Below are 11,634 nucleotides of genomic sequence, written 5' to 3'. Positions count from 1 at the left end.
ACGAATTTTTTTTGATAATCTATCAGAAAATGCTTATATTAAACATATTTTACGCTGTTTGGCGCTTCTTACAGGGTAATTTTCTGCTTTCCTCTGATGTCTGTGCAGCTTGCTCCTATCATGACGGTGTAGTTGCCACTGTCAACAAGCCACTGGTGTGTGGCTTCGTCCCATGAGGCAAGTTCGCTTCTTGGTATTACGATGTACAGCGTCTCGCTCTCTCCAGGTTGCAGCAGATGTGTCTTACCGAAAGACTTTAGCTCTTTTGCAGGCTTCTCTATCTGTTTGTTCTTTGGGGCGGAGACATATACCTGTACTGTCTCCTTGCCTGTTCGCTTGCCTGTGTTGGTTATGGTGACACTAACGCAGATGTTGTCACCGTTTAAGGTCACTGTTGGCTTGCCATAGTCAAACGTGGTGTAGCTGAGACCGAAACCGAATGGGAATAGTGGCTGTGTCTTGTCTTTCTCAAAGCCACGATAGCCCACGAAGACACCTTCCTTATAGTAAACCTGACTGTTGGGCTTGCCTTTTTGCTTCTCTTGACTGATGCCAGGATAAGCTTCTTTGCCGTATTTTACGTAAGGATAGTCCTCATAACGCTTGGCTATCGTTATGGGTAGCTTTCCGCTCGGATTAACCAAGCCTGTCAGCACGTTGGCCAATGCCTTTCCAGACTCGCTGCCGAGATACCAGCAGTGGAGTAGTGCAGAGACCTTGTCAAGCCAAGGCATGGCATAGGCGTTGCCTCCGAAAGTGACAACGATGATGCTGCTTTTCTTCTCTTTGTTAGATGAGGCTATGTCTGCCAACTCGCTAATCAGCTCGTTCTGTCCAAACGAGAGGTCGTAGTTCTCGCGGTCACCATTCTCACAGTCCTGGCGGTGGTTCTTATTAAAACCGCCTATGAAGATGATGAGGTCGGCAGACTTTGCTTTGTCAAGCGCCTCGGCTTTCAGTCTGGCATTCTCCTCGGTATTGAACTTGTCAACTTTGTCGTAGAGGGCTCGACCGGAAGAGTAACCCTGTGCGTAATCAATTGAGAGTTGAGAATTGAGAGTTGAGAATTGGCTGCGCAGACCATCGAGTGGAGATATGTCACGCAGTGTCTTCAGCTCGCTGGAACCACCTCCTTTTGTCAGTGAGCGCGTAGCATTCTCGCCAACGATAAGTATGTTCTTGTACTTCGACAGATCAAGTGGCAGGGTGTATTTCTGCTCTCCTCCTCTCTGGCGGGGCTGGGCCTTGTTTTTCAATAGCACAATGCCCTCTTCGCCTATCTGACGACATGCGTCATAGTGAGCTTCACTACACTGGTTGCCAATGATTTTGTTTGGGTTCATGGCTGTTCGGAAGATGATACGTAGCACACGACTTACCTTTTCGTCGAGCACTGACATGGGTATCTCACCGCTGTTGATGAGCTTTTCAAATTTGTTGCCAAGATAATAGTCGTCATATCCGAACTCGCTCTCTTGCGTCTTACCGTCGGTGTATGTGCCCATCTCTATGTCAAGACCTCCAAGGGCGGCTTCGCGAGTGTCTGTGGTGCCTCCCCAGTCACTGACGAGAGCACCGTCCCACTGCCATTCTTTCTTCAGTATTCCGTTGAGTAACAGGCCGTTCTGGCAGCAGTGTACGTTCTGCCAGTAGTTGTAGCTGCCCATGATTGACCATACGTGGGCTTTCTTTACGGCACGCTCGAAAGGTGAAAGGTATATCTCGCGCATGGCTCTCTCGCTGACGTTGACGTTTACTCCAAAGCGGTCGGTCTCTTGGTCGTTGAGCACAAAGTGTTTCAGACAGCATGCCACACCGTTGGCCTGTGCGGCCTGAATGTATGGCACCACCATCTCGCCTGCAAGCAGCGGGTCTTCGCCCATATACTCAAAAGCACGTCCGTTCATTGGAGTGCGCGCAATGTTCACACCGGGACCAAGCATGATGTCCTTACCGCGGAAAGCGAACTCCTCGCTTACCGAGTGTCCGTATAGGCGCGACATGTCGCGGTTCCACGTTGCTGCAAGACATGTCAGTGATGGGAAGGCGACGATAGCGTCGTTTGTCCAGTTTGCAGGATTCCATGTGTTCCATTCCAACTCTTCACGTACGCCGTGAGGTCCGTCGTCCATGTTCAGCTGGCGAATGCCAAGACGGGGCACACCTGCCGACGTGAACTTCGACTGTGCGTGGAGCACTTTTATCTTCTCGTGTGTGGTCATGCGACTGAGAGCATCTTTCACTCGCTCTTCTACTGGAGCCTGTGGGTCAAGATACACCTGTGAATTCGCTGCCATCGTCATCATAATCAGCGATGTAAGGAAGAACAATTTTTTCATATTGACGTGTAGTTTTAGATATGCTTCTTTTGGTTTATGAGGTTTAATGGTTGAAATTGGTGTTGCAAATATAGTAATATTTCTGCTAAAACTATCAAAATCGTTAAAAAATGAACGAAATAATTGTGTCTTTACTTCCTTATTAGTAACTTTGCACTCGATTATGGATAAGTTTGAGAAGACTAATCAAGAGTTCGAAGCGGTTGTAGCAGAGTGTCGCAGCCTTTTCGAGAAAAAGCTTCATGACTACGGAGCTTCATGGCGCATATTGCGTCCCACGTCACTCACCGATCAGCTGTTCATTAAGGCAAAGCGCATACGCCAGCTTGAGACTACGGGGCTGTCGCTCGTTGGAGAGGGCATCCGTCCAGAGTTCATCGGGTTGGTGAACTATGGTATTGTAGGCCTTGTCCAGCTCGAGAAAGGATATTGTGATACAGTCGATATCACTGCTGAAGAGGCAATGGATCTCTATGATGCTCATGCCAGTGAGGCACTGGCGCTGATGAAACGCAAGAACCATGACTATGATGAGGCTTGGCGCTCCATGAGGGTTAGCAGCTATACCGATCTCATTCTGACAAAGCTCCAGCGAATAAAGGAAATGGAAGACCTCAGCGAAGGTACTCTCGTGAGCGAGGGCATCGACGCAAACTATATGGACATAATAAACTATTCAGTGTTCGCACTGATTAAACTGTGATAGTGAGGAAAACGGTAGTCAACCTCTGTCGCCTGTTGCTGGCTGTAGTGTTCATACTGTCGGGCTTCGTGAAAGCCGTTGACCCTGTTGGCACACAGTATAAGCTGGAAGACTATCTTGAGGCTTTGCACCTCGGCGGCTTTGTTCCTGAGCTGGCGTTGCTGGCAGTGGCAGTGGTGCTTTCAGCAGTAGAGTTCTGTCTCGGAATATTCCTGCTGTTTGCCATGAGGCGGCGTAGCGCCACAGTGCTGACACTCGTGCTGATGTGCATCATGACGCCGCTGACGCTCTGGCTTGCTCTGGCTGACCCTATCAGCGATTGCGGCTGCTTTGGCGATGCAGTGGTCCTGACTAACTGGCAGACATTTGCCAAAAACGTGGTGCTGCTCGGAGCCGCAGTGGTCGTGGCTCGATGGCATAAGGATATGTTCCGCTTTGTCAGCGAGACAAACCAGTGGATTGCCATCAACTATTCGGTGTTGTTCATACTTGCAGTGTCGGCATTATGCCTATACGACCTGCCGTTGTTTGACTTCCGCCCATACCATATTGGTACTGACCTTAGGAAAGGGTGGAACGAGATGATTGAAGGAAAGGAGTCGCCTTACACCGACTTCTTCATAGAACGAAGCACCGACCGTAGCGACATCACCGAGGATGTGCTCAATGATACAAGCTATGTGTTCCTGCTCGTGTCGCCTCATCTGGAGGTCGCCGATGACTCGCGTCTTGACCTCATAAACGAGCTATATGAATATGCCACCGAACATGGCTATTCGTTCTACGGGCTTACGGCGAGCAATGAAAAGGCAATAGCCCATTGGCGCGACATTACCGGTGCCGACTATGAGTTCTGTCTCACCGACGAGACGACACTGCGCACCATCATTAGGAGCAACCCGGGACTGCTGCTCTTGAAGAATGGAGTGGTGATACGTAAGTGGAGCCACAACAATCTGCCCGAGATTGATGAAGGCTTTGCTGCAGCTCCGCTCAGCACAATGGAGATAGGACAGATGCCTGGCGACTCGGTGCCACGCAAGATAACTTCCATATTGATGTGGTTCGTCCTGCCACTGGTGCTTCTATCAATAGCCGACCGCACATGGATGTGGACAAAATGGCTGAAGAAAAAACAGACAAATGTACAGACACCGATAAAATCGATAATAAACATATTTAACCCTTTTAATAAAAATAAAGTCAAAATGAGAAAGAAAATTGTAGCAGGTAACTGGAAGATGAACATGAACCTGCAAGATGGTATCGCTCTTGCAAAGGAGCTCAACGAGACACTGAAGACTGAGAAGCCCAATTGCGGCGTGGTAATCTGCACACCATTCATTCACCTGGCTTCTATCGCACAGTTCCTTGACCAGAACATCATTGGTCTTGGCGCTGAGAACTGCGCAGACAAGGAAAAAGGTGCTTTCACCGGTGAGGTGAGCGCTGAGATGGTTAAGTCAACTGGTGCACAGTATGTAATCCTGGGCCACTCTGAGCGTCGTGAGTACTACAAGGAGACTCCAGAGATCCTGAAGGAGAAGGTGCTGCTCGCACAGAAGAACGATCTGAAGGTTATCTTCTGCATCGGTGAGAGCCTGGCAGAGCGCGAGGCAGGCAAGCAGAACGAGGTTGTTAAGGCTGAACTCGAGGGCTCTGTATTTAATCTCTCTGAGGAGGACTTCCGCAAGATCGTTATCGCTTATGAGCCAATCTGGGCTATCGGTACTGGTAAGACTGCTACTGCTGAGCAGGCTGAGGAGATCCACGCTTACATCCGCAGTATCATCGCTGAGAAGTACGGCCAGGCTGTCGCTGACGACACCACTATTCTCTACGGTGGTTCTTGCAAGGCTTCTAACGCTCCTGAGCTGTTCGCAAAGCCTGACATCGACGGTGGCCTCATCGGTGGCGCTTCACTGAAGTGCGCTGACTTCAAGGGCATCATCGACGCTTTCAAGTAAACGTTAGCGCTATGCTATAACAATGATAAATGACGAATGATAGTGATAAACGAAATGAACATGACACACAACTTAATCAAAAGAATATTTAACAATAGACTTATGATAGTGATAAGTTTATCATTTATCATTTGTCATTTATCATTTTGCACTCTCGGGGCGCAGACCTACACTCAGCGTCTGCAGAAGAAGACGGCAGGACAGGGTACTGTCACAGTTCATCACTCCAAGGCTATCGATGATCTTGTGAACGGTCCCAATGTGAACACTGCACCAGCTGCGCCAAAGAAGGTTGAGCAGACGCAGGCACCTGCAGCCACAACAACGCACAAAACGGAAACGGTTAAGGATAATACTAAGACCGTACATCCGCAACAGGAAAACGTTTCACTACAGACCACCGACACCACTTCCACTGCCAAGAAGGTGAACAAGAAAATGGTGATGGTCTATCGTGTGCAGGCTTATGCCGGAGGTAACTCACGTAAAGACCGTCGTACGGCCGAGCAGATAGGTAACCAGTTACGTACGCTCTTCCCACAAGAATCGGTGTATGTACATTTTTATACTCCACGGTGGATATGCCGCATGGGCAACTATCGCACCTATGAGGAAGCTCATCATGCCTTGCAGGAGGTGAAGAAGATGGGCTATAATGCTGCAACAATAGTAAAGGGAAAGACTGCTGTCGCATACTAAGTGTTGTATGCTTTGGATGTAGCAAACTGAAATTAATTAATTATTATATACTGTGTATCAACCGGAGAATGAAATATATCGCGAGGGCCTTGACGAATTGGCATCGCACTACAAAAAAATCATAGAGCTGCTGGGCGAAGATTCTGGGCGCGAAGGACTCAAAAAAACTCCTATGCGCGTGGCAAAAGCCATGCAGACTCTTACTCGTGGATACGAGATGGATGCACACAAGGTGCTCACCGACGCATTGTTCAAGGAAGACTATTCACAGATGGTGATAGTTAAGGACATTGACTTCTTCTCGCTCTGCGAACACCACATGCTCCCCTTCTATGGCAAGGTACATGTGGCATATATCCCCAATGGCTATATCACAGGGCTGTCTAAGATTGCCCGTGTAGTTGATATATATAGTCATCGTCTGCAGGTGCAGGAACGCATGACACTTCAAATAAAGGAATGTATTGAGCAGACACTCCATCCACTCGGAGTGATGGTCGTCGTTGAGGCCAAGCACATGTGTATGCAGATGCGAGGAGTGGAGAAGCAAAACAGCATCACTACTACAAGTGACTTCAGCGGGGCCTTTAATCAGGCAAAGACCCGTCAGGAGTTTATGAATCTCATTTCACATTAATAATATATAAGTTATGTATCAGTCTGATCGTGGAGATTATCGTACCAAACAGTCACTCTTAGGAATGTTTTGGAACAGCTGCTTAGGAAAACTTGTGGTGTTCGGCGTGGCTATAGGCATCTTGTTAATTATCGCTGCAATCACAGCTCCCTCAGAAGACTATATGATGAGTGAGATGACTGACAACTTGTGTCAGCACCTGGAACGTCCTGATAGTATTCTCACTGACCAGCTTGACGATGGCGTGTATAATGTGGGATATATTTTCAGCTCGTCTAAGACACAGGATAAGAGAGCATTGCTTGCAACCTTCAACCGTTTCAATCGCTTGGAGTATTTCGACCATGGAATCTATTCAACAACCTATATCTTCAATAACTATCATCCGGAAGGTGTGCGCTCAGGCATTGGTCTATTTGGAATAGTCATACCGACTATCTATAGAGGTGACATCGTACTCGAGATGTCTTCCATGCGTAAGGACTATAATTATAAGCCTGTGCAGGACGATGGAGAGGAAGAATATGAAAGTAGTATGCCACAATTCTATAATCCAGAAGATTTGGAGTATGAGGCAGAGGACCTTGAGTAGGGTGCTGTTTAATATGAATAAAGGTTAAAAAAGCTGAGTATTGTTTGGCTGTTTAACAAAAACATACTACCTTTGCATCCGCAAAAGCGAAAGCTGTTGTAAAGGATCGGGATTTAGCGCAGTTGGTAGCGCACACGTCTGGGGGGCGCGAGGTCGCTGGTTCGAGTCCAGTAATCCCGACCAAAAGGTAAACCAAGTTACATTAGTGACTTGGTTTTTTGCTTTTTGGTAATGTTTGTTGAACGAGTTCGCAATCTCAAGGATTGTTAACATCCAGAACACTGCCAGGTTATGTGATACGATTTTTTCATAGTTTTGCAAAGGTAGAAAAGAAAAATTAATAAAGTACAAGAAAAAGGGAATAATTTGGTCGTTACAAGGAAAAAAACTACATTTGCAGCACTATGATAAGTCGAGAATGGACGTTGAGAAGTTAGGCATACGCAGAAAGGCAGCACTTGAGCTGGCACGCCAGCTGACAAAGAACCTGCGAAAGGAACATCCGCTGAGGCAGTTGTTCTGGGAGAGCACCGTGCGCTGTAACATCTTCTGTCGCCATTGTGGCAGCGACTGCCGACAGGCTGCGTCCACGCCCGACATGCCGCGAGATGACTTCTTCCAGGTGCTCGACAAGATAGCCTTGAAAACAAATCCTGGCGAGGTGTGCGTGATACTTGGAGGTGGCGAGCCACTCGTAAGGGAAGACGTGGTGGAATGTGCCAAAGGCATCAGCGACCGAGGCTTCCCATGGGGAATGGTGACAAATGCGCTCTTCCTCACACCAGAGTTGTTCGGCAAGCTGAAAGATTCCGGTATGACATCGATAACGATAAGTCTCGACGGATTGGAAGAGCAGCATACATGGCTGCGCCGTCATCCCGACTGCTTCCGCATGGCAGACAACGCCATAGACATGATAGTAGCTGACGGACAGCTGTACTATGACGTGATGACGTGCGTGAATCAGCAGAACTATGACATTCTGCCAGAGTTGCGCGACCATCTTATAAATAAAGGTGTTACTGACTGGCGACTGGCAACGATATTCCCTGTGGGGCGCGCAGCTAAGGACAAGGAGCTACAGCTCACGGGAAAGCAGATGCGTGGACTCTTTGACTTCATAAAGCAGACGCGCAAGGAGGGAATGATTCGTGCGTCATACGGCTGCGAGGGCTTCCTCGGCGCTTACGAAGGTGATGTTCGTGACTGGATGTTCCGCTGTGAGGCTGGAGTGACGAGCGCTTCGGTACTTGTTGACGGAAGCATCAGCGCATGTACGAGCATTCGCTATAACTACAAACAGGGAAACATCTACGAGGATGATTTCATGGATGTGTGGGAGAACCGCTTCCAGAAGCATCGCAACCATGAATGGATGAGGCGCGATGACTGTGCTGACTGCCGCTTCTGGCGCTACTGCGAGGGCAATGGGATGCATCTGCGCGATGATGATGGGAGACTGCTGCTATGCCACATGAAGAAGATGAGGGAGGAGCAGTAAGGAAATTGCAGTAATAAGAAAATAAACAAGTAATTACAGATATGGCAAAGAGATTCTATTCTTTTAGTAACATGATGCTCACATCGCTTATAGCTCTGTTGGGCTTTGGCTCATGTAAGACGACAAAAAAAGTGGAGTCGCCAAAGGACCCCACTATTGAAGAAAAAATTCAAAAACTCGAAGTAGATACTCTTCCACAGCTCCCAGACCGAGCTATAAAGCTTCTCTACGGTGTTCCGGCTACGCGCAAAGTGGAACGGAAGTAGTCAGATGGTAACGTCTGACAGAACCTTTTCTGTAGCTCCTGACTTTCCTTTCACGTAGTTGCCTGCCTTTTGTCCGGCACCTGAAAGAAAGTTCGGCTCGTTTTCGAAGCGCTCCATGAGAATGTCGAAATCCTCGTAGTTGGCTATCTCGAAGCATCCGCCAACGGTCTTCAGCTCTTGCGCTTCCTGGAACTTCTGGTTGTTTGGACCTATCACTACAGGCTTCTCCCAAACGGCTGCCTCCAAGACATTGTGTATTCCTACTCCAAAACCACCACCTACATAGGTAACGGTGCCATAATGGTAGATGCTTGACAAGAGTCCGAAACAGTCTATGATGAGCACATCGGCATCTTTCAGCTGCTGAGGCTCTGCTGTGGGCTGTAGCGACACCTTGTCGGCAGCAGCCACCTCGGTGTAGCGTACAATCTTCTTGCCATAAAGCAGCGACATAATTTGTTTCAGATGTTCCTCGCCAATGACGTGAGGCGCGATGACCAGTTTCCATGTTCTGTTCTCGCCGCCAAGCTTGCTGATGAGATATTTGATGAATATCTCCTCGTCAGGCTGCCACGAAGAACCTGCCACGAACACGTTCTTGCAGTCGCCCACGAATGTCTCGACAATAGGCAGCTGCTTAGACTGCTCTTTTATCTGAAGCACACGGTCGAAGCGTGTGTCGCCAGAGATGGTGACATTGGTCAGTCCGATGCCTTCCAGCAGTCGCTTGCTTGTCTCATTCTGCACATAGAAGTGGGTGAAACATTTCAGCACACGGCTGTACTGCTTGCCGTACCAGCGGAAGAATACCTGGCTTTCGCGGAAGATGCTGCTCACACTATATACAGGAACATTGCGGTGCTTCAGTATGTGGAGATAGTTGTACCAGAACTCATACTTGATGAAGAATGCCATCTCAGGGCGAATGATGCGTAGGAAACGGCGCGCATTTATAATGGTGTCAAGAGGCAGGTAGCAGATGATGTCGGCACCTGCATAGTTCTTTCGCACCTCATAGCCCGATGGTGAAAAGAACGTGAGTAGGATTTTTACCTCAGGATGCTCACTCTTTATCTTCTCAATGAGCGGACGCCCTTGCTCAAACTCACCAAGCGAGGCTGCGTGTACCCACACATAGCGTGCCGTGGGGTCAACCTTCTCCTTGAGTACGCGGAAAGCATCGCGCTCGCCACGCCACATCTTGCGAACCTTCTCGCTGAAAAGGCTTGCGATGGCAACGCCAAGGAGGTAGATGTAGATGATGAGGTTGTACATCGTGCTTACGTTTTATCTTAACACCTCGCATGCTTTCAGCGTGCGACGAATGGTTTCTTCCTTGCCAAGGAATGCGGAGATGTCGAACATGCCAGGACCCTTGCCTTCGCCTACGAGAGCCAGACGCCATGCGTTCATCACATTGCCGAGCTTCAGCTCCTTGCTCTCTATCCATTCATGTACAATCTTCTCCTGATTCTCAAGAGAGAAGTCGTCGATACCCTCAAGAACTGTGCATAGCTCCTTCAGTGTCTCGGCAGAGTCTTCCTTCCAGCGCTTCTTTGCCGTCTTCTCGTCGTAGGCTGTTGGTGCCTCGAAGAAGAATGAGCACAGTGGCCATAGCTCTTTGACGAAGTTCACGCGGTCTTTCATCATCTCACATACCTTGACGATACGCTCGAATGAGTCGGTTACTCCGTGTTCGCGGCATATAGGCTCAAACAGGTGGCCAATCTCCTCGGCTGACTTCTGCAGTATATACTCGTGGTTGAACCAGATGCCCTTCTCGTATGCGAACTTCGCACCTGCCTTAGAGCATTTCTCAATGTCGAACGCGTTGACAAGCTCTTCGAGGGTGAACATCTCCTGCTCTGTGCCAGGGTTCCATCCCAGCAGTGCGAGGAAGTTGACAACAGCCTCGGGGAAGTAGCCCTGTTCGCGATAGCCTGCTGAGGTAACCACACCCTGCTCGTCTTTCCAGTCGAGTGGGAATACTGGGAAGCCCAGTCGGTCGCCATCGCGCTTTGACAGCTTACCCTTTCCATCGGGCTTCAGCAGCAGAGGCAGGTGGGCAAAGCGTGGCATGGTGTCTTCCCAACCGAAAGCTCTATAGAGGAGCACGTGGAGTGGGGCAGAGGGGAGCCATTCCTCACCGCGGATGACATGGGTTATCTCCATGAGATGGTCGTCAACGATGTTTGCCAGGTGATATGTGGGAAGCTCGTCGGCACTCTTGTAAAGCACCTTATCGTCGAGGATGTCGCTCTTTACGTGAACCTCACCGCGAATCATGTCATCAACGAGCACTTCCTGTCCAGCGTCAATCTTTATGCGAACCACATACTGCTTGCCCTCGGCAATGAGTTTCTCTACCTCATCGGCAGGCATGGTCAGCGAGTTGCGCATCTGAAGACGCGTCTTGTTGTCATATTGGAAATTCTGAATCTCGGCACGCTTGGCATCCAGCTCTTCAGGCGTGTCAAAAGCGATGTAGGCTTTTCCTGCATCAAGGAGCTGCTTGACATATTTTTTGTAGATATCACGGCGTTCGCTCTGGCGATAAGGACCATAATTACCACCGAAGGAAACTCCTTCGTCGAACTTTATGCCTAACCACTGGAAAGCCTCAATGATATATGCCTCTGCCTGTGGAACAAAGCGGTTTGTATCAGTGTCTTCAATACGGAAAACTAAGTCACCGCCGTGCTGACGTGCAAAAAGGTAGTTATACAAGGCAGTACGCACGCCGCCGATATGCAGAGGACCTGTTGGACTTGGTGCAAAACGCACTCTTACTCTTCTTCCTTCTACTCGAGAAGTAGCATTATCTGTTATAGTCATGTCAATATAAAACTAATTTGGTTGCAAAGGTACAAAAAGTCGAGCGAATTATTTCTTAAAGTGATGAAAAAAACGATAGAAATACGAAAGAATTT

Annotated in this window: 10 protein-coding genes and 1 tRNA gene; 8 read left to right on the top strand and 3 right to left on the bottom strand. The window is 48.7% G+C overall.

All coding sequences use genetic code 11. The annotated features are described in order from the left end of the window. Positions 1–68: 68 nt before the first annotated feature. Positions 69–2,339 (bottom strand): beta-glucosidase, encoded by a 2,271-nt coding sequence (locus M1L52_RS01925; RefSeq protein ID WP_248613130.1) that lies wholly within the window; start codon positions 2,337–2,339, stop codon positions 69–71. Positions 2,340–2,502: 163 nt separating this feature from the next. Between M1L52_RS01925 and M1L52_RS01920 the strand changes: the two genes are divergently transcribed. The 8 genes from M1L52_RS01920 to M1L52_RS01885 all read left to right on the top strand — a co-directional run bounded on the left by M1L52_RS01920 (position 2,503) and on the right by M1L52_RS01885 (position 8,704). Further along, positions 2,503–3,042 (top strand): DUF1599 domain-containing protein, encoded by a 540-nt coding sequence (locus M1L52_RS01920; protein WP_248613129.1) that lies wholly within the window; start codon positions 2,503–2,505, stop codon positions 3,040–3,042. Between the two features lie 2 nt (positions 3,043–3,044). Next, on the top strand, positions 3,045–5,009 hold the full coding sequence (gene tpiA / locus M1L52_RS01915) for a triose-phosphate isomerase (protein WP_248614556.1): 1,965 nt from the start codon (positions 3,045–3,047) through the stop codon (positions 5,007–5,009). A 102-nt stretch (positions 5,010–5,111) separates the two neighbouring features. Then, entirely contained in the window at positions 5,112–5,708 is a 597-nt protein-coding gene (locus M1L52_RS01910) for an SPOR domain-containing protein (protein ID WP_248613128.1), read from the top strand. Positions 5,709–5,760: 52 nt separating this feature from the next. Further along, positions 5,761–6,345: a GTP cyclohydrolase I FolE gene (gene folE / locus M1L52_RS01905; protein WP_248613127.1), complete on the top strand. Its 585-nt coding sequence runs from the start codon at positions 5,761–5,763 to the stop codon at positions 6,343–6,345. 13 nt (positions 6,346–6,358) lie between these two features. Then, complete coding sequence (locus M1L52_RS01900; RefSeq protein WP_248613126.1) at positions 6,359–6,937, top strand: hypothetical protein; 579 nt, start codon at positions 6,359–6,361, stop codon at positions 6,935–6,937. 107 nt (positions 6,938–7,044) lie between these two features. Continuing rightward, positions 7,045–7,120: transfer RNA gene (locus M1L52_RS01895), tRNA-Pro, on the top strand. A gap of 235 nt (positions 7,121–7,355) precedes the next feature. Then, positions 7,356–8,438 (top strand): TIGR04133 family radical SAM/SPASM protein, encoded by a 1,083-nt coding sequence (locus tag M1L52_RS01890; protein WP_248613125.1) that lies wholly within the window; start codon positions 7,356–7,358, stop codon positions 8,436–8,438. Between the two features lie 41 nt (positions 8,439–8,479). Next, complete coding sequence (locus tag M1L52_RS01885; protein WP_248613124.1) at positions 8,480–8,704, top strand: hypothetical protein; 225 nt, start codon at positions 8,480–8,482, stop codon at positions 8,702–8,704. On the opposite strand, the gene M1L52_RS01880 is transcribed toward M1L52_RS01885, so the two are convergent. Both M1L52_RS01880 and gltX read right to left on the bottom strand, forming a co-directional pair. Continuing rightward, the gene (locus tag M1L52_RS01880) at positions 8,705–9,979 is read right to left on the bottom strand and encodes a 3-deoxy-D-manno-octulosonic acid transferase (protein ID WP_248613123.1); all 1,275 of its coding nucleotides are present in this window, start codon (positions 9,977–9,979) and stop codon (positions 8,705–8,707) included. It abuts the gene before it with no gap. Positions 9,980–9,991: 12 nt separating this feature from the next. After that, complete coding sequence (gene gltX, locus M1L52_RS01875; protein ID WP_248613122.1) at positions 9,992–11,539, bottom strand: glutamate--tRNA ligase; 1,548 nt, start codon at positions 11,537–11,539, stop codon at positions 9,992–9,994. Positions 11,540–11,634: the final 95 nt, after the last annotated feature.

This window comes from Prevotella sp. E13-27 (genome assembly GCF_023217965.1).
Lineage (GTDB): Bacteria > Bacteroidota > Bacteroidia > Bacteroidales > Bacteroidaceae > Prevotella.
This window is presented reverse-complemented; position numbering and strand designations above follow the sequence as displayed.

Coding starts and splice junctions, on each gene's coding strand:
- M1L52_RS01885 (WP_248613124.1), top strand. CDS start 8,480: ATGGCAAAGAGATTCTATTCTTTTAGTAACATGATGCTCACATCGCTT.
- M1L52_RS01900 (WP_248613126.1), top strand. CDS start 6,359: ATGTATCAGTCTGATCGTGGAGATTATCGTACCAAACAGTCACTCTTA.
- M1L52_RS01890 (WP_248613125.1), top strand. CDS start 7,356: ATGGACGTTGAGAAGTTAGGCATACGCAGAAAGGCAGCACTTGAGCTG.
- M1L52_RS01920 (WP_248613129.1), top strand. CDS start 2,503: ATGGATAAGTTTGAGAAGACTAATCAAGAGTTCGAAGCGGTTGTAGCA.
- M1L52_RS01880 (WP_248613123.1), bottom strand. CDS start 9,979: ATGTACAACCTCATCATCTACATCTACCTCCTTGGCGTTGCCATCGCA.
- M1L52_RS01910 (WP_248613128.1), top strand. CDS start 5,112: ATGATAGTGATAAGTTTATCATTTATCATTTGTCATTTATCATTTTGC.
- M1L52_RS01925 (WP_248613130.1), bottom strand. CDS start 2,339: ATGAAAAAATTGTTCTTCCTTACATCGCTGATTATGATGACGATGGCA.
- gltX (WP_248613122.1), bottom strand. CDS start 11,539: ATGACTATAACAGATAATGCTACTTCTCGAGTAGAAGGAAGAAGAGTA.